Source organism: Oceanicoccus sp. KOV_DT_Chl, from assembly GCF_900120175.1.
Lineage (GTDB): Bacteria > Pseudomonadota > Gammaproteobacteria > Pseudomonadales > Dasaniaceae > Oceanicoccus.
In genome coordinates, this window is sequence record NZ_FQLF01000002.1 from 1,762,240 (window position 1) to 1,784,630 (window position 22,391).

Here is a 22,391-nt window from a genome sequence, read left to right on the forward strand (position 1 = left end):
TGTCCCTAGCAGCACCTTGTTAAGGCTTATTGTGGAATTCTTCATCAGCCTCATTCAGGAACTTCTCATAAAACTTTATAGCCAACTCTCCAAGCAACACCGGATGCTTTGATTCTACGGGGTTACCCATATGGGAGGCCGGAGGATTGTACCAACTGCCAGAGTTCTTTACTTTTACTGCTTCGACGGTAGGAGGATGATCAGTAACTATCATCGGGTCGCCGGAGTACTGAACCACCTGTCCATTTCGAATTTCCATGTGCTCAATATAGCCATTACCTGGATTTGCAAAATTCATTGTTCTACGACCAGGCTTTACCTCTGCAACTTCTTGTATTGAGTGGTTGTCTGCATCTCTTGCTTGTTTTAGATACCGAAGAAGCATATCTTTTTTACGCAAGTTTGAGAACCTACCTTGCCATGGTTGAAAGCGATTTTTATCATACTGACAACCTCTTTCCACTTTATTCCATAGTTTTTCAAGGCAATTCAAAAGATCTCGCCACTCCTCTTCAAAAACTTCAAAGGATGTGGCGCCCCTCATGCTTGATAGGGCTCTTTTGGCAGCCGCCAACTCTTTCTTTGCTGCATTTAACGACACTGAATTTTTCCTACGTAGCCTTAACGCCGCAAGCAAAGGCGCGCGTTAGCGCGTCCAGTGGAGGCCGTTTTTTGGCCGGAACGATTTTTGATAGCTTTGTTATATTTTTTTACTTATGGCTACTTTTAACACAAGAAACGTAACCATTAAAAATACCAATGTAGCTATATGCTTAAACACAACCTTTAATGGCGCCTGCGATTCATAGGCAAGAAAACCATCTGTAATTGGCATCACCATACCAAATAATGCGCACCACATTAATACTGAGTAGTTACGAACACACAACAAATAGCCAAGAACGAAAGTAATAAATAATGTTCGTGACCCATATATTTTCACCCAATCCGAATCCATTGGAGAAAACAGCTCAGTGCCTCTGACGATTGCGAATGCTGATGGATCTATGTACGAGAAAATGGCATAAAATCCCTGTATTAACGCCATTATTAAAACCAATATTATGGCTACTTTATGGTATGTCGTATTCATATGATTCCTTTCAATGTGCTGAACTTCGGTGAAATATAACGCCAAGTGAATGGGCGCGCGGGGTTTTGCGCGTCCAGCCGCAGGCGATCATTGCACGTTTTGTTACATTTCTTTGCCACTGACTTTCCTTAGTGTGCCTAATTCTACTTTTGACGGGCAGCTTATAACGGCTAAAGCATAAGCCTCAATAGCAGAATTATATGGGATTTCTATTAATGAAACCCATGCGTCCGCCCTAGTGCCAAGCCTCACGCATGTAGTAGTACCACTCTCTAGTACTACAGCAATTTCTGCTGGTTCAGCACCATTGCCGCCGACTCTAAACTTATGCTCGCCAGGCCGGACTGCTAATTGGAAATACTCATTTTCGTTGAGCCTATGTGTGAATACCGTTTCTGACCCAAAATATAATGGGGCAAATTTTGTATGGCTTCCGGACTCACGAAATACCAATAGTTCTGCGCCGTCATCGTTGGTGAGCACCCATGACGGCTCTTCTTCCAGAGGCAATGGAGTTACACAACCAATCATGGTTGATGTAAGTAAAACTATGAATATTTTCTCGATGCTTGTCATGGAATGTAACGCCCACAGCTGCGGCGGCAAAGCCGTAGCGACGAAGGAGCGGAGGTTTTGACGTCCGACAGACTGTGCTTGTTATGGCTTGGACTTTTACGCATTAAATTGGCCAATTTTCCTTTTCAATCTCGCCCATAAACCACTTAATCAATTGCATCGGTATTTCTTCCTTGTGGCAGTCAAAGACAACCTTGCCGACTTCATCGTAATGAGTGGCCTTGGCGATCACCTCATAAGGCTCGGATGTACGATCAGATAATTCTAGGTACACAGAATCGTTTTGTACGTCGGTACCGAACAATATTTCGTATTTTCTACCTTCAAACTCTTTTAGTTCACTCATAATTCAAGAGCCATAACGCCTAGTGCAGCGGCAGCCGGTAAGGCTGTCGCGCCTGCCACGCCTTGTTATACGTTTTTTAGAGTTCGATTCCGCCATAACTCCTCAACCTCGCTCATCTCAGGCTGCTCACTAAAAATTGGAAGCCCGTCATCTATACCTGCCCAGCTAACAGCACTTTTGGCCCAAACATGAGCCACAGGTGGATACGTATCAGGACTATCCAGTGTCGCTAATTTTATAGTGCGGAACTCAGGGAAATCAGCGCCGCCACTAAATAGGTGAGTGCCACATTTAGGGCAAAACTCCTTAAAGTTTCCGCTACCGCTATCAGCGATGTCACTGTGCTTAGCTGGGCTGCCTTTAACTAGCTTAATACTATTGGGAGGCATGCAGGCCAGGGCCGCATAGGGTGCGCTATGCGCTTTTTGGCAATCTCTACAATGACACTTTACTGATGTTAATGGCTCGCCATCACACTCGTAACGAATATAGCCACATAAACATCCGCCAGCCACTGTGTCCATTTATGTATCCTTGCTCAGAAGCATGGCAACGTATAACGCCGAGTGAATGGGCCGCGTTGCTGTGAAACAGCGCTTTTAGCGGTCCAGCCCGAAGGGCGATCATTGCACGTTTTGTTAAGTGTTTGCACCCATTGCCCAAATATCAATGCTGCCGTTAATGGCGAATACAACAGCAGCAACAATTATTGATGTTGAGCTAAGTGCATATGTGCCAATTAATGCGCCGAGATATGACGCACGTTCTTTGCTTGTACCTTGAGCCAATTGTTCAAAGTTTATCAGCTTCATGGCTAGTGGAGAGCTCCTTATTAAGTACAAGCCAACTGCCAAAACAATTGGTAATGAGCTCCACACTAACATTTGATAGAAAACATTGAAGTTGCACTCTATATAGAAACCGCCCCACATTAACCAGAAACAATAGGCGTTTAAAATATTAATAACTATCAAATATGGTAGATGCATGACTGACACTTAACGCCCATGTAACCGGCAGTTTTTTGTGGAGGGCTTTTGCGATAAAATGCAGCGAAGCGAAATGCGCAAAAGGCCGGAGCAAAAAGCTGTCCGGTTGACATGATTGTTAGGAGCTTTTGATAAAGTTTGTAAGCGCACTTTTATAAGCCTTTTGTTCATCGGCAGTAAAGAATGTAACCCAAAATACCGGAAATAATACAATGTGATTATAATTATTTTGGTCAATTTTGTAGCTATATGTTTGGCCATTCTCATTATTAGTGAAGGTGAAAACATATTGACCTTCCTTTGTACCCCAACTAGGGATTAGCCCAAGCGACAAACCAGTAAGCCATTCTTGTGGAAGCGCACTCAGTTGCAATTGACGGGAGACATTAACGGATAAGTTTGCTTCAGCGATGTTTGATACTTGGTTGGAAATACACCCAAGTTCACTTAACGTTTTTTCGGTAGAAGTAATGTAGCCTTGGCGAATTTTCTTCAATGCTTCAACTTGATGCGGATTTTCACCAAAGGAATTGGTATGAGAGCCACTTTGAAGATCAAGGGTAAAGGTAATTTCGCAGGGAGCTACACTGCTATTTTCAGGAAGCTCATCTCGTAACTCATAAGTGACGATGGTACACCCACTAAGAAATAGTGCCACCAATATGAATAACTTTGAACAAATACACTTCATTATGATTGGCTCCTAACGCTTATTATATCGACCGGTCGGTATAAGTATTTTTATACAGACTGGTCGGTATAAGTGGTAAAAACAGAGACAATTGCTGACTGGTCAGTATAAGTCTTTCCATCGGCATTAAGATTTCATCCCTAAGCTTTTGATTTTTATTGTGAAAGCATAATACCCGCAATTGCAATTAATTCAACCGACGCGTCCTAATTAAATGGGCTATATGCACTTATACGAGACGAGTCGGTATAAGATGCCAAAAATCTCCCAACACCTAATTTTAAGCTTCTGATTTGAAAGGAAAAAATAAGTTGAGCACTTATAATCCGACTTCTAGAGAAAGGGGTAGGCTTTTTCTGATTTTTAGTTATACTGTATAAAAACACAGGTCAAGGATTGAGCTATGAAAAAAAGCCCTTTTATGCGCAGGGTGCGTGACACACTGCGGCTACAACAAAAAGCGTATGCTACCGAGAAAACGTACTGCCACTGGATTCGGTATTTTATTAAACATTATGGCTATCAATCTGATACTGAAATAAAATCTGAGCATGTCGTTCAGTTTTTGACGTATCTGGCTGTAAACCGACAAGTTTCTCCCAGTACTCAAAATATTGCTTTTAATGCTTTGTTGTTTTTATTTCGCCATGTACTAAAAAAAGAACTCAAAAATATTGATGCGGTTCGTGCACAGGAGCAACGGCGACTTCCGGTTGTGCTTACCCAGCTCGAAGCTGAAACTATCATTCAACAGTTACCTCAACCTTATCGGACGATGGTCGAATTGGCTTGGGGTGCCGGTTTAAGAAAAATGGAAATTCTACGTCTGCGTATTAAAGACATCGATTTTCAACGCCACAGTATTATCGTTAGAGCCGGCAAAGGGAATAAAGATCGCATTACTGTTCTCCCCACCAGTACTATTGCTGTACTGCGTGAAGCAATACAGCGGACAGAGTATTTGCATAAATTAGATATCGCCGAAGGCTTTGGTACTGTAGAAATGCCCTACGCACTCTCTCGCAAATACCCATATGAAGCCAGCAGCTTGCATTGGAAGTTTATTTTCAGTGCTGAACGGCGCGGTATTGATCCGCGGAGCAAAATTGAACGCCGGCACCACTTGCACCCATCTGCACTGGAAAAACAACTACGTAAAGCTGTCCGCAAAACCCAAATTGGTAAAAAAATATCTTGTCATACTTTCCGACACACGTTCGCAACTCAATTATTAGAAAGTGGTTACGATATTCGCACCATACAAGAATTGCTAGGCCACACCGATGTTAAAACAACACAAATTTATACCCATGTGCTAAATCGTGGCGGTAACGCTGTTATCAGCCCCGCTGATCGACGGCCTATTTAAACGCTTATGGGCTCTGAATTTACATTGTCTGCATCTGCTGTTTTTTTGCCTTTTATATCCTCAATAATGCCCAGCAATGCGGGCACAAAACCCAACACTAATGTTGTCGATACCAGCAGGCCAAATACCATCGTTATTGCCAAGGGTTGGATGAGCAAAGCCTGTTTTGAGGTCTCAGCCAGAATTGGAAGTAAACCACCTATTGTGGTTAACGTTGTGAGAATAACCGGGCGCAGACGTTCTCTGGTGCTTTCGATAATTGCCTGATATAAATCAGCGCCTTCTTCTTCTTTTTGTTTAACCGTAGTGACCACGATAATAGAATCATTGACTACTATTCCCGCTAAACCTAACAAGCCAATAATACTAAACATGCTCATATTGAAGCCCATTACCCAATGACCCAATATTGCGCCTATTAAACCGAAGGGAATAATTGACATTACTACCAGAGGCCGACTATAGCTGGTTAACACCCAAGCCAAAATAATATAGATAGAAGCAAACGCCAATAACCCACCGACTTTAACCCCGGCAGCAGCCTCTTGTTGTTCATCGGCTTTACCTTTCAGCGCAAACTGTACACCGTATTTTTTTCTGATATCAGGCTCAATAGTCGCGCCAAATGCTTTTAGCACAGCGCCAGGGGTGGTGACATGTGGATCTATTTCGCCTTCTACAGAAACCTGTCTTAAACCGTCTTCGCGTAGTATCTGCGAAAAGCCGACTGTTTGATTAAAACTAACCACTTCACTAAGTGGAACTCGGCTTAAACCCTCTGCAGGTACTAAATAAAGGTCCCGCAAGTTCACACTGTCCTTGCTGTGCTCAGGGTGTTTTACTCTGACGATTATTTCTTCCTGGTCCTGACTAAAGCGTTTCGCTATCGCACCTTCATAGGCATTGCGAATTTGCCCTGCTACCGACTGTGTAGTGAAACCCATCGCCCGACCCTGCGGAGTCAATTCTATAATAATTTCTTCTTTGCCCCACGGCAGATTATCTTCCAGCGCCAATACGCCGGGTAGTTTTTCTAATTGCAAACGGGCCTCGGTAGCAGCAGCTTTTAGCGTTTTTAAATCAGCACCGAACAAGCGAATATCAATAGCTTTGCCCGGCGGCCCACCATCTTTGCGTTCCGTGATCGTCAGACGCTCCAAACCGGGTAATGGTTTAATGGCTTGCTGCCAGGCATTGATAAACTGCGGTGTTCGCACTTTACGCTTTTCGCCGCCTACCAGCTCAATGGTCAATCCTCCCAGGTTATCTCCCGTAACCCGCAACGCATCCTGCCTGCCCTCTACCTGACCAATAGTGCTAACGGCAATTGAAATTAATCCGCCTTTGCCGGCTGTAAGCTCACTCTCTGCCTGACGTGCAGCACGCTCTAATTCCGCCAGCATATCAATTGTTTTTTCACGCGAACTGCCTGGACTGAAACCAAAATTGGCAAATGTCGTGTTATTTTCTACGTTGGGAAAAAATTCAAACCCCACCCGTCCGGTAGCCATCATCGCCCCGGACAGTACAAAAACACCTAATGCCAACATTAACGCGGCATAGCGCTCCCTATAGCAAAATTTCACAAAACTTAAAAAATAAGTATCACGAAAATGATCAAAGCGCTGATTGAATTTTATTCGCCAGGAGCGGTTTTGTGACTGATCGGTATCACGTAATGAATGCAATAAATGCGCAGGCAGAATCAAAAAACATTCCACTAAACTAGCGATGATTATTGCAATCATCGTTTTCGGTAGCTCGGATTGAATTTGGCCAATAGCGCTGCCAATCATTAAGATCGGGAAAAAAGCCATAATTGTGGTTAATGACGCGGCCATAACCGGCGCAAACATCATTTTTGTACCTTTCAAAACAGCGTCGGTACGTGACATCCCTTGACTGTATAATCGCGCTACTTGTTCACCCACAACTATTGCATCGTCAACAATAATACCCAGGCCCATAATCAAGGCAAACATGCTGATTAAATTTAAGCTTAAGCCCATCAACGACATAATGCCCAGGGTCGCCATTAATGAGATAGGTATACCTGCGGCTACCCAGAATGCCAACCGGCCGGATAAAAATATATATAAGATGCCAATAACCAATAGTAAACCGGTAAAACCATTGCTCAACAACATACCGATGCGTTCCACTACTAATAAAGCAAATACATCGTATTGTTTTATTGTCAGGGATGAGGGTAATCCCGGTGTAATTTCTTTTAAGTAATCCTGAACTTTTTGGTTAGCATAAATAGAGTCTTCATTCGTCGCGCGTTTAATTCTGAGAGTTACTGAAGGGTTTAGTCCCAGCCGATGAGAGGGCCTGTTTTTTTCTAACGCTTCTTCGATTATTGCGATATCTTTTAACCGGATTTTTTCTCCGGTATTAAGCGCTTTAATTTCTATTTCGCCAAGTTCTGTAGAATTTCTTGCCAAACCGTTGCTACGAACTTGTTTTGAAACACCGCCGGTCTCGATGCTGCCCGACGGAAGATCTATACTTGATTGGCCTATGATGTCAGCCACTTGCTGAATGGAAAGATCCAAAGACCGCAAAGTATAATCTGAAATTTGTACCCACAACTCACGGTCTCTAGCGCCATCAATTTCAATATGTTCTATACCGCGATCCAACAAATCGTCGCGCATTTTCTGGGCAATAAACTTTAACGCTTGCTCTGAATACGGTCCGGACACCTCCAAACTCACCACATTATCGCGAGGCGTTACCTGCGTAATAATGGGCTTTTCAATTTCCGAGGGTAATGTCGTTAAACGCGCTACCGCAGCCTGAATATCCGTAAGCGCTTTAGACATGCTGGTATCTTCAACATACTCCACGGTAATCGTGGCCTGGCCTTCGTAAGCGACAGCCTGTACTTTTTTAACACCATCAAGAAATCGCAGCTCTGGTTCCATTGCCTGGATAATATTACTTTCGACATCTTCCGGGCTGGCACCGGGCCACTGCACCGCTAACGTAATGATATCCAGACCAAAGGTTGGCATCACTTGCCGATTCAAACTGCTGACACCATAAAGTCCTAATAGAATCATCAGGATCATTAATAAATTGGCGGCGTTGCGGTGCCGGACAAATACTTCAATCAAGCCAGACTTATTCATTACAGCGCATCACTTTGGTTTACTACTGGCGGAGGCGTTGTTGCTGACAACTGATCTCCCACCATGGATACATTCACTTTAATACCAGGGCCGCCTTCTCGAATTTGGGTAACGACTATGGGTTCACCGTTTTTAATTACAGGTTCGACGTTACTTTGAATAATTAAATCGCTACCGTAACTACCTAGCACTTTGATGGCGCGAGTTTCTAATCGATCACTTACCACAGCATAAACTTCACTACGGCCATATACTGCTGTCTCAGGCACCACTAACACATTGTTATAGCTGCGATCAGCCAGGCTAACTTCTACAAATGCGCCAGGGCGCAATGGTGCTTTTTGTAACTCTTTTTCCGTTGCATGGATAACCGCATACATATCGACACCACCCGTTTCAGACGCTATTTGCGCACCCTGACGATCAACCACACCGCGGTATCGGTATTGCTGCTCACCTACTTGCCAACGAATATCTACCGCCTGACCAACGACTGTCCCACGCTGCTGCAGGATGCGTCCAAATTGCGCATTCGATAGACTAAAACGAACCTCTAGTCGCTGGGCATCAATAACCAGCGCTACCTTATCGTTTGTGGATAAACGCGCACCTAACTCAGCTGCAACTTCATCAATAACCCCATCATAAGGCGCCAGCAATTTGGTATTGGCCAAATCACGCTCTGCGCGCTTAACCCCCACACCTTTTTGTACCACGATCGATTTTTGTTGCTCTAACGTTAATTCTGCAGTATCCAAAAATTGTTGTGAGGCGTCTTTTTTGCGAAACAATTCTTGGGCGCGTATGTATTCACGGGTGAGTAATTCTAATTTTGATCGAGCTTCGGCAAGTTGCGCACGATTTTCTTCCAGAATATTTTGATAATCAAACGGGTCAATTTGTAGTAATAAATCGCCTTTTTCAACCCAACCTCCTTCGAGGAATTTTTCTCCCACTGCCACGACATTTCCCGCCACTTGAGTGCGTAACTCACTTTGGCGGCCAGCAAAAACTTTACCGTAAAGTTGCAACTGAGGTTGCACGGTTTGGTATTGCGCAGTGATGGCTTCCACCACCCACTCTTTTTCCGCAATATCCTGCGGCTCTAATCGTGGCCGAGTGAGGATTAATAAATACAGAATCACTGCTACCACAGCGATGATCATGAGGGGTAATCCACCACGACGTTGACGGATCTGTTGGAAGAACTTGAGGGCCGAACTGAAAAATGAGGGCACGGTTAAACAATCCTTGATAAATCACTGTAAGTACTGACGTAAACAGTCTCATTATATGAAACTATCCGGGAACAGAGTGATTTTTACCCGTGTTTTACTTTCCTTAACAAATCTATGGACAACTGAGGGCTACAGATACACCAATCCCTGCGATATCAGGGATTGGTGTAAGTTTGAAATGCAGTTATGCGGACTTTAGCTCTGACTTGGTCGGCCCAATGTTTGCGGCTATCGCTGCCAGCGCATCGCGATCAAGACCATAAAAGCGTACGGCATTTTCACCTAACATGGCCGCCACTTCGGTTTCAGGTAAATCAACAAACGTATCATAAAGCTGGGATTTGGTTTTTGGCCAAGTTCCCTCGGGATGAGGATAATCACTACCCCACATAATTTGGTCCAGGCCAATATCGTGACGCACCTCTGCATCGGGGCGTGGCATACAGGAGGCACCAATGCCGACATTGCGACGAAAATAGTCTGAAGGAGACATGGATAAATGGCTGGTGAAATCGCCCAACTTAGCCGAAAACATAACATCGTGATAATTGTGATCCAGCATACGCAACATCGGTGGGATCATCCATGCGGTACCCGCTTCGGTGATAGCCACTTTTAATTTGGGAAATTTTTCAAACACGCCTCCCCACAACATAAAACTGATCGGGCGATAGGTCCACCACATCACTTCGGATACAAAGACACCCATTGCCCCTGGGTGGTGTTCTTTATCCAGATCTTCCGGATATTTTTCACCAAAGTAATTTTTTTGTGGGGTAGCCCCAGAATGAAAATTAACCACAATATTAAGTGCTTCACACGCTTGCCAAAATGGATGGTAGCGCGTGTGGTGATAACAAGAGAATTGGTTGGTCATATGGGGAATTAATACTGAACGCAGTCCATTGTCTGCACACCATTTAACTTCTTTGATTGCCTCGTCAATATCCCAAAGTAACGGCACTGCTGCTACACCTAAATGCCGCGCTGGATTATTCGCCACTAATTCTGCTAGCCAGCGATTGTGTGCCCGCGCTCCAGCCCACTGCAACTCGGGTACGATATTTTCAGTAGGTAAGCCCAAACCCGCTCCAAAAGGTGGCGTGTTTTGTTCAGTAATACCATCCGGGAAAATGATCTCTGCAGCAATTCCATCGTTATCCAGCATTTTAATTCGCTGGTCATAATCCCAGGCGCCAGTAAGCTCCTGTTGAATGTCTTTGCGCCACTCTTCATTAATTTCCTGAATTAAAAAGCTCTTCTCCGCATTTTTAATCATTTCAATCTGAATGGGTAATACTTGGTCGAAGGTTTCTCGCAAACCCGGGTCCAGATACTGGCGATAACCATCGGCGGGTAGGCCGGCATGACAATCGGAGGACACAACAATGTAACGATCCATAAGGCTTCTCTTGCTAAAAATGATACTGTGAGTTTTCGTGGTTAATATTCTGCCTCAGCTATTTTTAAGTCAATGAAGTAAACATTACTATCCGTCAAGGTTTTAGCTGATCGCGCCTTGTATATTGCCGCTGCCTTGCCATACACTGCAAAATTACCAATTTACCGACATCGGGATAAGTCATGGCAAAATATTTAGTCATTACAGGGGGAAGCCGTGGCATTGGCTTGGCTACGATTCAACATTTTATCAAGGAGGGTTATCGTGTTATTAATCTTTCACGTCAGCAACCGCAGGTTGCGGAGGTCCAACATTTCAATACTGATCTAAGCGATAAACGCTGGCCTGAGCAGGTAAGCAAAAAAATTCTCGCTTTAGTCGGCACCGCTGATGCTATTACATTGATTCATAATGCCGCTTATCTTGCCAAAGACTCGGTAACCGATATTGACGCTGATGCCTTTCAACAAGTACTGCAACTCAATGTCATCGCCGCTAGCCAGCTTAATCAAATCCTGTTGCCTTCCATGAAACCAGGATCATCCATTTTATATGTCAGCTCAACGCTAGGTGAAAAAGCCGTTGCCAATACCTTCTCTTACGTCACCTCCAAACATGCACAAATTGGCATGATGAAAGCAACTTGTCAGGATTTAATGGGTAAGGGCATACACACAGCGGCGATCTGTCCCGGCTTTACCGATACCGAAATGCTGCGCAGCCATGTTGGCAACGATCAAGAAGTGCTGGGCTATTTTTCAGGATTAAATTCGTTTGAGCGTTTGCTGCAACCAGAGGAGATTGCCAATACCTTGTGGTTTTGCGCGCAAACGCCAGCCATTAATGGCGCGGTAATTCATGCCAATTTGGGACAGCTAGAAAATTGATAGCGGCAACCAATAAAACCATACTGACGACGCTGCTTCTATGCAGCGCTGCGCCAACTTTTTCTGACGCGATAATCGATACCCCGGTACAACCAAATATTCTGCTGTTGGTCGCTGAAGACATGAGCGACAAAGTAGGCGCCTTTGGTGACCCTGTCGCTCACACACCCAATCTGGATCGCCTTGCCGCTAAGGGTGTTCGTTATGACCATGTTTTTACGACCTCGGGGGTTTGCGCCCCAAGTCGCGCGGCCCTGATCACCGGTGTACACCAAAATAGTCTGGGCGCACAACATATGCGTACACAAACCGCAGGATTTCATTACACAGCGATACCCGAACCCGAGGTTAAAGCGTTTCCTGAATTGCTACGTCGTCACGGGTATTACACTTTTACTGATTTCAAACTGGATTATCAATTTAGCGGCACCATGGCCGGCAGCGGTCCTTTTACTATCTGGAATGACGAGGGCGTGAATAGTCACTGGCGCAATCGCAAACCGAACCAGCCTTTTTTTGGCATGATTAATTTTATGGAAACCCATGAAAGCGGTTTATTCCCTCGCTGGACCTGGCCACAAAGTGTGACCCATCTTGTTATGCAAGCTATGCATATTAATTATCATTGGGGTATGGAAGATCGTATTTCTCCAAAACAGGTAAACGTCCCGCCCTACTATCCTGATACCGCTATTGTGCGGCAAACCATCGCCCGCCAGTACAACAATATTGTCACCATGGATCAGCGGGTAGGCGAAATACTGGCACAACTTAAAGCTGATGGGCTCGATCAATCCACCATTGTGATCTGGACAACAGATCATGGCGACGGCCTTCCTCGGGCTAAACGTGAGGTGTTTGATTCAGGGATTAAAGTGCCCATGATTATTTACTGGCCGGAGACATTACGCCCTGAAAACCTGTCACCGAATACACTGGAACAGCAATTAATCAGTATGGTGGACCTGGCTCCCACCATTTTATCGTTAGCCAATATAACAGCACCCCGTTTTATTCAGGGACAATCATTTTTAGGCCCTAAAAAACGTGAGTATATCTACGCGGCAAAAGATCGCATGGACGGTTACCCGGATCGGCAGCGCGCTATTCGCGACCAGCGTTATAAATATATTGTAAATTACCAAAGCGAGCAGGCTGGCGCTCAAGCAATACAATTCCGTGAACACCTAACAATGATGGAGGAGTTTTGGACTTTATATGACGCGGGTCAGCTCAACGATGTACAACAACAATGGTTTAAACCCAGACCGCAGCATGCCCTCTACGATACCCAGCTTGATCCCTATGAGATAAATAATGTGGCCGAACAACCGGCATACCAACCCATACGCAAGCGCTTAAGCGCACAACTACAGCAATGGCAGCAACAAAGTAAAGACTGGGGAGAAATGGATGAAATTACTATGGCAGAACAATTTTGGCCGTCAGCCGAGCAACCGATAACCGCGGCCCCACTTTTAAAGTTGATGCTGACAATCAAATTATTGTTATTACTTCATCAACACCGGGCGCCTCTATTGCCTATCGCCTGGACGGTACACAAGATTGGCTGCTGTATACCCAAGCTCTCGCCCTAACGTCACCGCTTACCCTTACCAGTAAAGCGGTGCGTTATGGTTGGCAAGAAAGTGAAACGGCGACTTTTAATCACTAACTGAAAAAATTTTCGCTACTGGAAACTTTAACTTTCATCGCCGTAACAACGTTCTTTATTGGCTTGCTAAACGCTAACCCAGGCCTTGCGCCACAGGTGTTTCGTTAGCCAGAATCATTTCCAGCCGCGCACGCATTTTATTTTCCGCATCTGCTGTCATGCTGCGTATCCAGAACTTATCTTGTTCAATCCCTTTCACCGCCATTTCAGCCACTTCATCAGGGTGGGTAGTTTGCAGCTCCATATCAAACTCAGCCATGATGCGCTTCATATCTTCCACCGAGTGAATACCTGAATCCGGTACATTGCTGACCCGCTCCATATCTTTTGGCCGAACGCGATCGGAATTAAATATACCTGTTTCCACCACATGCGGGCCCGGAAATAACGCTGCCACTTTGACCGGCGTATCCATCGCCTGTACTTGATAATGCAAATTTTCAGTGATGGCCTGAACCGCTGCTTTGGTTGCGGTGTAGACCGGCTGATCCGGATAGATCAGGAAAGCGCCATTGCCAGAGCCGGTAATCACAAAATGCGCTTCTTCATTTTGGGCAATCAGTATGGGCATAAAGGCGTTAATACAACGAATCGCGCCCCACATATTCACGTTGAATGCCCACTGCCAATCCTTATCGGAATAGTCCCACATCGCACCACCTTCGCCTGCGCCGATACCGGCATTAGCAAAAACCAAATGAATACCGCCAAAATGGGATTGGGCTTTAGCCGCTAGTGCATTACAACTGTCCTGACTGGTGACATCACAAAACTCACCAATGACATCAATACCCTCTGCCTTCAAGTCAGCCGTGGCTGTTTCCAGCGCCGCTTTATCCACATCCGCAATAACCACTTTGGCACCGCGACGGCCAAAACTAAACGCCAACGAGCGACCTACTCCGCTGGCCCCACCGGTGATAACCGTCACTTTATTGGTAAAATCTTTCATAGCTCTCTCATATCTCTTATTTTGCATTGTCTGCAGGGGTTTAACTGGGCCCTAAGTTACCATTTCAGCTACAGTAATCGTCGCAAGTGAAGAAAATTTAATCGCCAGCAACACCAAAATGAACATTTTGTTATGCTGCGCTAGCGGCAGTGATCTAACAGCTGCTAACCATCGACATAACAACGGCTTGCACTGTGCTCGAATAAACCGGGCACATAGCTTTAGCGCTTGAGTTTATGCATAATAACCGGCGCTTAATCCGCTGAATATTGCCGTGCTGCACCTCAGCACCACCTATAACAATCGATTCAACAACGCCGGTTAATCTATGTACCACCGTTATTTCGGCCTGAAAGAAGAGCCCTTCTCCATTGCGGTGAATCCACGCTATTTATTTATGAGTGCCCGCCACCGGGATGCGTTGGCACATTTGCTGTATGGCGTGGGTGCGGGCGGTGGCTTTATTTTGTTAACCGGCGAAGTAGGGACCGGCAAGACCACTGTCAATCGCTGCCTGTTGGAACAACTTCCTGACACAACGGATATTGCGCTTATCCTCAACCCTGCTTTAAACGCGGTGGAATTATTAGCAACAGCCTGCGATGAGTTTCAGCTGCAATATACTCCTGGTGAGCAAAGCTTGAAAATACTCACCGATAAGCTGCACCAGTTCCTGCTCAGTAATCATGCCAAAGGACGCAATACCGTTTTATTAATTGATGAAGCGCAACACCTGCAGTTTGAAGTGTTAGAACAGATTCGCCTGCTAACCAACCTGGAAACCAATACCAAAAAATTATTGCAAATAATTTTGGTAGGGCAACCGGAGCTCCGCACACTGTTAAACAAACCGGAGTTACGGCAATTAGCGCAGCGCATCACCGCCCGCTACCAATTAAAGCCATTAAATTTAGAAGAAACCGAAGCCTATATACGCCACCGCCTACAAGTAGCCGGACTACCTGCCAATCAAATATTGTTCCCCAAAAAAGTGGTTAAAGGCATCCACAAAGTCAGTCGCGGCGTGCCTCGTATTATCAATGTGTTATGTGACCGTATGTTGCTAGGCACTTATGGTCAAAATAAAACGGTTGTTGATAACGCCATGTTGAAACAATCCATTGTTGAAGTCATGGGCGAAGAAGAGGATATAACGCTTTACTCGCCTCGATCTGTAGCACCGGTGCTCATCAGTTTGGTGATTATTGTGGCGGGGTTACTGTTATGGCAATGGCCTACTATTAGTTCTCGTGATCAACCAAACACCGCTGTCATGCAACCGGTAGCCACTGAATCCATAACCGATTCCATTACTACCGAACCCGCGGCCACCGCGATCGAAACCCGGGCTCCATCAACTCAACCTGCAGCCACCTGGATTGATAGTGAACAACAAGCTATCAATGAATTACTGCTGACTCTTGGCATAACCGACGCCATAGCTAGCTGTGATATCGATTTACCGGGTGCCATTCGCTGTGAACGACAACAGGTCAATACCTGGCAAGAGCTTATTGCTTTTAATCGCCCAGCGGTCATCTCGTTAATTACCGCTGAAAAATTGCAAGCCTTTGCCGTCGTGCTGGCGATCAAAGACAGTGAAGCAACACTGGTTTATCAACAAACCATTACAACGGTGCCACTTTCCGTCCTGGGGCCATTATGGACCGGTGATTTTTTATTTTTTTGGCAAACCTCTGAAGATTATCGCAGCCCTTTTGCTAAAGATTATACTGGCCCAATGGTGCGATGGTTGGCTGAAAAGTTTTCCGAACTTGATCAACAGCCCACATTACTTGCAGAACAAGTATTTAACGAAGCGCTTAGTCAGCGGGTTAAAATTTTTCAGCAGCAATATCAATTACAAGCTGATGGCGTGGTGGGATTAAAAACATTATTGAAGCTTAATGAGTTGCTGGCTGTTGAGCCAACCCTTGATGACCCTAACTTAATACAAACCAACTCGGCACCACCTACTACTGTTAATGCTGAGGAGGGCTAGCAATGTCTTTAATTCTCGATGCTCTCAACCGTGCTGACCAAGAGCGCAGTGAAGAAAATAATCAAATTAATTTGCACGCCAGTCATATTCCTGCAACCGCAGCGCACAATCCGGTACGGCGCTGGGTGATAGAAGCGGTATTAGTTACCGTGGCAGTGGCAGCTTTGGTGTATTCGCAGTGGCCACAGCCCATAGCCAGTCCTGTTATTGATGATCAGGCTGTGCCTATTAATAATCAAGCATCACTACCAAACCCTGTTACTATCATCCAAGAACCGAGCGTGCCACCGATTAGTGCAAAAAAAACCGCAGCTGTTAGCAAAAATCTCAGCGCAACGACTGAAGCTGATCCAAAAAAAGAACGCGTTGTTACGGCAAAAATTTCTGCCGAACAAAAAACAATTGCGTCCTTGTATCAACAGCAAGCCAATCCGATCGTTACGCCTTCAGCGGCTAAAAAAGTTGCCAAGCCAATAGATAATACGCAGTCAATTTTGCAGCAGATTCCTTTGCTAGCGCAACTATCTACACGCTTCCAACAAACGCTCCCGAGTATGGAATACTCTGTACATATGCATGCTGAAGGCGGTAAAGGGTTTGTAACCATTAATGGTGAGATGCGTAAAACCGGAGCAATTATAGAGCCGGGAATTCGTGTTATTGCTATTTTACCCGATAGTGTTGTGTTGGAATTTAACAATCGCCAGTTCCGCTTACCGGCACTTAATAGCTGGGTAAACTATTAGTAAATATTTTATTCACACTTATTAAATTCTTTTTCACGGTTTTTGTATTCTTTACAAAAATCTGTATAGCCTCCCACGGTAGCAATGATCTTCTCATTATAAAATGCATTAATAATTTTGCTTTTAGTTATACTTAAACGTTTATTGGAACAAGATTTTATTGCTAATGCTCTACATTCATCAACACTCTCCGCCTCCTTAAACTTAGAACAAACCTCCTTACCTGAACACTTTTTATAACTTATGCTTTCTTTGCCAACACAAGCAGTGCGCGTATATTGAATTTCACAAGTTCCCGCGAAAACACTAGCGCTGAAGTCAGTGGCTAGTAAAACTGCAAGCATTATGGCCACAAATAAATTCATTGCTTAGTTCTCTTGGGGAGCTAGTAGCGTTTTTATTGCGTATTTAATTACACTTTAAATTTATTGATTAATGCCAATTGTGTTTCGGCCATTCGCGCCAACTCTTGGCTGGCCATTTGATTTTCTTGTGCCCCTGTTGCGGTCTCTTCAGAGACTGCCGCTATGGCAACAATATTTCGATTTTGCTCCTGAGCTGCTACCGTTTGTTCTTCAGCTGCACTGGAAATCTGGTGACTCATATCCTTAATAATATCTATCGCTTCAGCCACCAGAGTTAACATTTCACCTGCTTTAGTTATACCATCAACACTATTTAGCGCCTCTTCCCTACTACTTTTCATTGAACCTACTGCTTCACGGGCTCCCGCTTGCAAACGTACAATCATGTCCTGAATTTCCTGGGTAGATTGTTGAGTACGGCTCGCCAAAGTGCGCACCTCATCGGCAACTACCGCAAAACCACGGCCCTGCTCACCCGCTCGCGCGGCCTCAATGGCGGCATTTAAAGCCAATAAATTCGTTTGTTCAGCAACACCTCTAATCACATCCAAAACCGTACCCACATTTTCTGTATCTTCATTGAGTCGCTCAATAACTGTGGAGCTATTATCAATATCAGCAGATAATTTTCGTATAGACTTTATATTCTCGCTTAATAAACGGGTCCCTATATTCACTTCATTGTGGGCATCTTCTACTCTCTCCAGGGTGTTGTTAATACTTCGAGACACTTCTTCAACCGTTGCCGTCATCTCTTCAACACCTGTAGCTATCATATTCGTTTGATCTTTTTGGCGGGCAATACTATTAAAGCTTTGTTCTGAAATGGTGGCGGTTTCTTCCGCTGTCGCAGATAATTGTGTGGAGTTGAGATTGATCTCTTCCAACATCGCTCGCAATTGTGTAACAAGATGTTGCATTGCTGAAGATAGCTCCCTCAATTCATCCTTGCGACCAATTTCAAATGTTTGTCGTAAGTCGCCACTGGCAACTACTTTAATCGCAGCAACAATACTGCTTAATGGTTTACTAATAGATTGTGTTACCAAAAAAGCAAGAACCGCGATTACTACACTCGCTACTGCGGCAATAGATATTATCTGTGCCTTGCTGCTACTAACGCTTGCTTCAGTCTGTTGTGAAATAGTAGTCATTGTCCCATGAATTTCTGCGGCAAGGTTTTTTAGGGCGGTGACAACGTCTAAACCCATTGCCTCAATGATCTGCATTTGCTGATTGGTCTGCTGAATTTTCTCTAGTTGATCAATTCTTGCTAAGGATAAACTGTTTGCACCAATACAGGCTTCTTTAAATCGATTGTAGGATTGTTTTAAATTTTGATAATCATTGGAACCTTCAAACACCCCCCAGCGCTCAAGCAGCTGAAACTTATTATCGACATCATTAAAATCTGCGGCATTATCTTTATTCACAGATTTCACAGCCGCAATTAATGGGCTATCTAAACTATTTAATGCTGCGCTCGATATCTTACCCAATATTCGCGTGATATCACTGAGAAGCGTTTGCGTGCTATTGCTGACGGCTTGACTTTCTATATCCGCGGCGTAACTGACCACCTCATCACCCATATCTGAAAATTCTTCGCGTTGCTCGCGCACAACGTTGGCACTATTTAAACTCGCCCGATGATACGTCATCAACTGTGTACTCGCAGCCCGCATTTTTTTCTGGTAGTTTTCAACAAGTAGTAATTCAGCTGATATTTTTTTTTCGTCCTGAGCCAGGCCTCTCAATTGCTTATTCAATGCATTATTTTTTTCAGTTAATACTGTATAGCGCTGTTCTATATCATTCAGGTTTTTTATTTTTTCAGTCTGCTGGTATGCCATTAATTGTATGGTCGCCTGCAACTGGTTGGATAGCATGCTGGAAGCGGTCTCAGTCATAGGCAGTGCTCGAGTAGTGACATTTTTAAAGCTACTAAAAATGTCATTAATGCCAACTAAACCAGTAATAAGAATTACTATCGCTAACAGTAACGCTATTAAATAACCAGCAATAATTCTCGCAGTAACAGTGATATTAATGATGGGCATAACTAAATAATTCCTGTTTAAGCTTTAAAGTTTTGTTAAAGCAGCACGTAATTGACTCACTCTGTTAATCTTCTTGTTTAGATAAAAAATGCTATTCACTGGATTTTCCTAAGTTTTAGGTATAGCAGCGCCGGTACTAAACGCAAGTATGTCATCAACTGAGCACATACTAACGTTAAAACAATAAAAAATTCTATGTTTAATGCTCAAGCGCATAAGTACTATCCACCGTAAAGCTATATACTTTATTGCGTGTAACGGCGACACAACTCCAACCAACTTTCAATACCTGCGCTGCGATATTTATTTTTGTGTAAGACAAAATAAAACGCGCGCAGCAAATCACGGTGCGGCACCGACAAGGGCACCAAACTCCCCCTTGCGAAAGAATCTTTTAGTGTAATCCGCGATAAACAGGAAATACCCAACCCAGCTTCTACTGCTCGTATAATTGCTTCGGTGTGCTGCAATTCCAACTTGATAATCTGGTTTGAGAGTAAGCCATGCATGGCTCGATCAAAACCTTGGCGGGTCCCTGAGCCTTGCTCCCGTAAAATCCACTCAGCAGTTAGCAAATCCTGATCACTCAGCGTTCCCTTTGCCGCCAGTCCGTGTGTAGGCGCACAAAACACCACCAACTCGTCATCCCGCCAATGAGTGACTTCGAGGTCAGGGTGATGCAGCTCTCCTTCTACCAAGCCAATATCCAAATCAAAATTAGCGACTTGCCTGGCTATGGACTCGGTATTCGCCACCTCCAGACTAATCTGGGCACCGGGGTGCTCCCGCATAAATTCAGCCATTAACCCAACCGCTAGATAATTACCAATGGTGAGTGTGGCACCTAGATTCAAGTGACCAATATCACGATGGCTAATCAGTTCCTGTTCCAATTCCCGCGCTTGTTCCAGTAGCGATTCAGCCCTAGGGCGCAACAACTTCCCCAGTTCATTAGCTTGTAAACGCTTGCCTATACGATCAAATAACTGGACATCAAATTGCTGCTCCAGATCTTTCAAAGCACCGCTTGCTGCGGATTGTGACATGGACAGACTCTTGGCCGCTTTGGTCACATTTTCAAAATGTGCAGTAGCCAGAAAGACCTCTAGTTGTCGTAGTGTATAGCGCATAGTTCAAACCCCTGGCAGCTGCCAATAGCTGGCAAACACATCTATACTCTTCATGAGCTAGACGCAATCATCGGCAAAATCGATTTATATAATAAGAATAACCCGTTTTACTAATAGATCAAGCCTGCCTACTCTAACCTCATACTTATTGCAAAACCCAGAGGTAAACCATGGCCGCACTACTCACCGAACAAGTGACTCAAGTTAATCACTGGACCGACACCCTGTTCAGCTTTAAGACCACGCGCAATTCAGGTTTTCGTTTTAAAAATGGCCACTTCACCATGATTGGCTTGCAACAGGAAGGCCGCCCCTTAATGCGTGCCTATAGTATTGCCAGTGCAAATTATGAAGATGAGCTGGAGTTTTTTAGCATCAAAGTACCTGATGGCCCGCTAACATCCAAGCTACAGGCAATTAAGCCTGGTGATGAAATCCTCATTAGCAGCAAACCCACCGGTACCTTGATTCTTGATAACTTGCTACCGGGGCGCAACTTGTATTTGATTAGTACCGGCACCGGACTCGCGCCTTTTATGAGTATTATCAAGGATCCGGAAACTTACGAAAAATTTGAGAAAGTTATTCTTACTCACGGCTGTCGTTATGTGGATGAGCTAGCTTATCAGGAAACGATTAACAATCACCTGCCGGAAAACGAGTACTTTGGTGAGATGATTAAACAGCAACTCATTTATTATCCCACCGTCACCCGTGAGGCCTTCAAAAATGAAGGCCGTATCACTGATTTATTAGCCAGCGGTAAATTAGCGCAAGATGTCGGCCTACCGGCTATCAATGCCGCCGATGACCGTTTTATGATTTGTGGCAGTCCCAGTATGTTGAAAGATACCTGCAACATTCTTGATGCACAGGGTTTTAATGAAGCACGTCATGGCAATGCAGCAGAGTACGTGATAGAAAGAGCTTTTGTAGAGTAAGTAGGTAGCAGGTATGACCAAGCAAGAAGACAAGCAAGAACCACTGAGTTTTTTGCAAATGGTGGGCAGTATCCTCGCTTCTTTTTTCGGTGTACAAAGTTCCGAAAACAGGGAGCGGGACTTTAAGCGGGGCAAAGCGAAGCAATTCATTGCTGTTGGTATTTTAATGACTATTGTGTGGTACGGGGTGATTTATTTAATCGTTAACGTAGTACTTCCATAATCCTAAAGCTAGCATCTAGCATCTAGCATCTAGCATCTAGCATCTTAACTATTCAACCACACATGCTCAGCCCACACCCACACATCTCGCCACGGCTCATCATTACTCATTTCGCCATCAAGCCAGTAATGCACCTCACCATCTTCGTTAGTGCAGTAATAGCCGCCACGGTATTCACACAAGGGAATCATATCGCGCGGCAAACCCAACGACCAGGCTACTGCTGCTACTTCCGGTAAGTAGGTATGAGAATTGGGGTCAGCCACAGTGACCGGCTCCATCGAACCGACAATGACATCACTAACGGTTAATAAAAATTGGCGAAACGCATAATCGAGTGACACTAAAATTTGTTCCTCAGCATCAATAATGTCATCCATATCTGGAAGCTCAAGCGGAACCGGCACCGCTTCACTGTTAGCCCTAAGCTCTTCTATGACCCTATCCATTAATACCTCCAACACTCATTATGAGCGGCAGTATAAGCGCTAAACTCAAATAAACAAGCGAGGGATTTTTATACGTTCTAATAATAAAAAAGCGGCCCGTGGGCCGCTTGAAAACTTTTA

The 22,391-nt window shown here is 44.5% G+C and carries 23 protein-coding genes; 8 read left to right on the plus strand and 15 right to left on the minus strand.

From position 1 onward, the window contains the following. Positions 1 to 19: 19 nt before the first annotated feature. The 7 genes from UNITIG_RS12100 to UNITIG_RS12125 all read right to left on the minus strand — a co-directional run bounded on the left by UNITIG_RS12100 (position 20) and on the right by UNITIG_RS12125 (position 3,695). Positions 20 to 601, minus strand: coding sequence for a hypothetical protein (locus UNITIG_RS12100; RefSeq protein WP_200821281.1), 582 nt, complete (start codon positions 599 to 601; stop codon positions 20 to 22). 99 nt (positions 602 to 700) lie between these two features. After that, a complete protein-coding gene (locus UNITIG_RS12105) occupies positions 701 to 1,048 on the minus strand; it encodes a DUF4267 domain-containing protein (RefSeq protein WP_200821282.1) in 348 nt (115 codons plus the stop codon). A 147-nt stretch (positions 1,049 to 1,195) separates the two neighbouring features. Continuing rightward, a complete protein-coding gene (locus UNITIG_RS12110; protein ID WP_101758611.1) occupies positions 1,196 to 1,669 on the minus strand; it encodes a hypothetical protein in 474 nt (157 codons plus the stop codon). 103 nt (positions 1,670 to 1,772) lie between these two features. Then, positions 1,773 to 2,015 carry a hypothetical protein gene (locus UNITIG_RS12115; protein WP_101758612.1) on the minus strand — a complete coding sequence of 81 codons (243 nt, stop codon included), beginning with the start codon at positions 2,013 to 2,015 and terminating at the stop codon, positions 1,773 to 1,775. Between the two features lie 65 nt (positions 2,016 to 2,080). Further along, entirely contained in the window at positions 2,081 to 2,539 is a 459-nt protein-coding gene (locus tag UNITIG_RS12120; protein WP_101758613.1) for a GFA family protein, read from the minus strand. A 114-nt stretch (positions 2,540 to 2,653) separates the two neighbouring features. Further along, positions 2,654 to 3,004 carry a hypothetical protein gene (locus UNITIG_RS23105; RefSeq protein WP_159931089.1) on the minus strand — a complete coding sequence of 117 codons (351 nt, stop codon included), beginning with the start codon at positions 3,002 to 3,004 and terminating at the stop codon, positions 2,654 to 2,656. A 118-nt stretch (positions 3,005 to 3,122) separates the two neighbouring features. Beyond that, a complete protein-coding gene (locus UNITIG_RS12125) occupies positions 3,123 to 3,695 on the minus strand; it encodes a hypothetical protein (protein WP_101758614.1) in 573 nt (190 codons plus the stop codon). Between the two features lie 403 nt (positions 3,696 to 4,098). Here UNITIG_RS12125 and UNITIG_RS12130 point away from each other — a divergent pair, with 403 nt between their 5' ends. Continuing rightward, on the plus strand, positions 4,099 to 5,064 hold the full coding sequence (locus UNITIG_RS12130) for an integron integrase (protein WP_101758615.1): 966 nt from the start codon (positions 4,099 to 4,101) through the stop codon (positions 5,062 to 5,064). On the opposite strand, the gene UNITIG_RS12135 is transcribed toward UNITIG_RS12130, so the two are convergent. The 3 genes from UNITIG_RS12135 to UNITIG_RS12145 all read right to left on the minus strand — a co-directional run bounded on the left by UNITIG_RS12135 (position 5,061) and on the right by UNITIG_RS12145 (position 10,841). Next, positions 5,061 to 8,201, minus strand: coding sequence for an efflux RND transporter permease subunit (locus UNITIG_RS12135; RefSeq protein WP_101758616.1), 3,141 nt, complete (start codon positions 8,199 to 8,201; stop codon positions 5,061 to 5,063). The genes UNITIG_RS12130 and UNITIG_RS12135 overlap by 4 nt on opposite strands. After that, complete coding sequence (locus tag UNITIG_RS12140; protein WP_145999162.1) at positions 8,201 to 9,439, minus strand: efflux RND transporter periplasmic adaptor subunit; 1,239 nt, start codon at positions 9,437 to 9,439, stop codon at positions 8,201 to 8,203. Before UNITIG_RS12140 ends, UNITIG_RS12135 begins: the two co-directional genes overlap by 1 nt. 184 nt (positions 9,440 to 9,623) lie before the next feature. Further along, positions 9,624 to 10,841 carry an amidohydrolase family protein gene (locus UNITIG_RS12145; RefSeq protein ID WP_101758618.1) on the minus strand — a complete coding sequence of 406 codons (1,218 nt, stop codon included), beginning with the start codon at positions 10,839 to 10,841 and terminating at the stop codon, positions 9,624 to 9,626. A gap of 182 nt (positions 10,842 to 11,023) precedes the next feature. On the opposite strand from UNITIG_RS12145, the gene UNITIG_RS12150 reads away from it, so the two are divergent. From UNITIG_RS12150 to UNITIG_RS25600, 3 genes are read left to right on the plus strand one after another with little or no spacing between them, the layout of a single operon-like run. Further along, positions 11,024 to 11,728, plus strand: coding sequence for an SDR family oxidoreductase (locus UNITIG_RS12150; RefSeq protein ID WP_101758619.1), 705 nt, complete (start codon positions 11,024 to 11,026; stop codon positions 11,726 to 11,728). Continuing rightward, entirely contained in the window at positions 11,725 to 13,326 is a 1,602-nt protein-coding gene (locus UNITIG_RS12155; RefSeq protein ID WP_101758620.1) for a sulfatase, read from the plus strand. Before UNITIG_RS12150 ends, UNITIG_RS12155 begins: the two co-directional genes overlap by 4 nt. Next, a complete protein-coding gene (locus UNITIG_RS25600; protein WP_369809197.1) occupies positions 13,278 to 13,403 on the plus strand; it encodes a hypothetical protein in 126 nt (41 codons plus the stop codon). The genes UNITIG_RS12155 and UNITIG_RS25600 overlap by 49 nt, the downstream gene beginning before the upstream one ends. Positions 13,404 to 13,476: 73 nt before the next feature. On the opposite strand, the gene UNITIG_RS12165 is transcribed toward UNITIG_RS25600, so the two are convergent. After that, a complete protein-coding gene (locus tag UNITIG_RS12165) occupies positions 13,477 to 14,355 on the minus strand; it encodes an SDR family NAD(P)-dependent oxidoreductase (RefSeq protein ID WP_101758622.1) in 879 nt (292 codons plus the stop codon). Positions 14,356 to 14,683: 328 nt separating this feature from the next. On the opposite strand from UNITIG_RS12165, the gene UNITIG_RS12170 reads away from it, so the two are divergent. After that, a complete protein-coding gene (locus tag UNITIG_RS12170) occupies positions 14,684 to 16,357 on the plus strand; it encodes an ExeA family protein (protein WP_101758623.1) in 1,674 nt (557 codons plus the stop codon). A gap of 2 nt (positions 16,358 to 16,359) precedes the next feature. After that, on the plus strand, positions 16,360 to 17,103 hold the full coding sequence (locus UNITIG_RS12175) for a general secretion pathway protein GspB (RefSeq protein ID WP_101758624.1): 744 nt from the start codon (positions 16,360 to 16,362) through the stop codon (positions 17,101 to 17,103). A gap of 8 nt (positions 17,104 to 17,111) precedes the next feature. Here UNITIG_RS12175 and UNITIG_RS12180 read toward each other — a convergent pair whose 3' ends face one another. The 3 genes from UNITIG_RS12180 to UNITIG_RS12190 form a co-directional block, all read right to left on the minus strand. Continuing rightward, positions 17,112 to 17,468, minus strand: coding sequence for a hypothetical protein (locus UNITIG_RS12180; RefSeq protein ID WP_101758625.1), 357 nt, complete (start codon positions 17,466 to 17,468; stop codon positions 17,112 to 17,114). A 47-nt stretch (positions 17,469 to 17,515) separates the two neighbouring features. Then, on the minus strand, positions 17,516 to 19,528 hold the full coding sequence (locus UNITIG_RS12185) for a methyl-accepting chemotaxis protein (RefSeq protein WP_101758626.1): 2,013 nt from the start codon (positions 19,526 to 19,528) through the stop codon (positions 17,516 to 17,518). 245 nt (positions 19,529 to 19,773) lie between these two features. Further along, the gene (locus UNITIG_RS12190) at positions 19,774 to 20,658 is read right to left on the minus strand and encodes a LysR family transcriptional regulator (RefSeq protein WP_101758627.1); all 885 of its coding nucleotides are present in this window, start codon (positions 20,656 to 20,658) and stop codon (positions 19,774 to 19,776) included. Between the two features lie 170 nt (positions 20,659 to 20,828). Between UNITIG_RS12190 and UNITIG_RS12195 the strand changes: the two genes are divergently transcribed. Together UNITIG_RS12195 and UNITIG_RS12200 are read left to right on the plus strand one after the other, a co-directional pair. Beyond that, positions 20,829 to 21,599: a ferredoxin--NADP reductase gene (locus UNITIG_RS12195; protein ID WP_101758628.1), complete on the plus strand. Its 771-nt coding sequence runs from the start codon at positions 20,829 to 20,831 to the stop codon at positions 21,597 to 21,599. Positions 21,600 to 21,612: 13 nt separating this feature from the next. After that, positions 21,613 to 21,822 carry a DUF2970 domain-containing protein gene (locus tag UNITIG_RS12200; RefSeq protein WP_101758629.1) on the plus strand — a complete coding sequence of 70 codons (210 nt, stop codon included), beginning with the start codon at positions 21,613 to 21,615 and terminating at the stop codon, positions 21,820 to 21,822. A 44-nt stretch (positions 21,823 to 21,866) separates the two neighbouring features. Here UNITIG_RS12200 and UNITIG_RS12205 read toward each other — a convergent pair whose 3' ends face one another. Then, positions 21,867 to 22,271 (minus strand): SMI1/KNR4 family protein, encoded by a 405-nt coding sequence (locus UNITIG_RS12205; protein WP_101758630.1) that lies wholly within the window; start codon positions 22,269 to 22,271, stop codon positions 21,867 to 21,869. Positions 22,272 to 22,391: the final 120 nt, after the last annotated feature.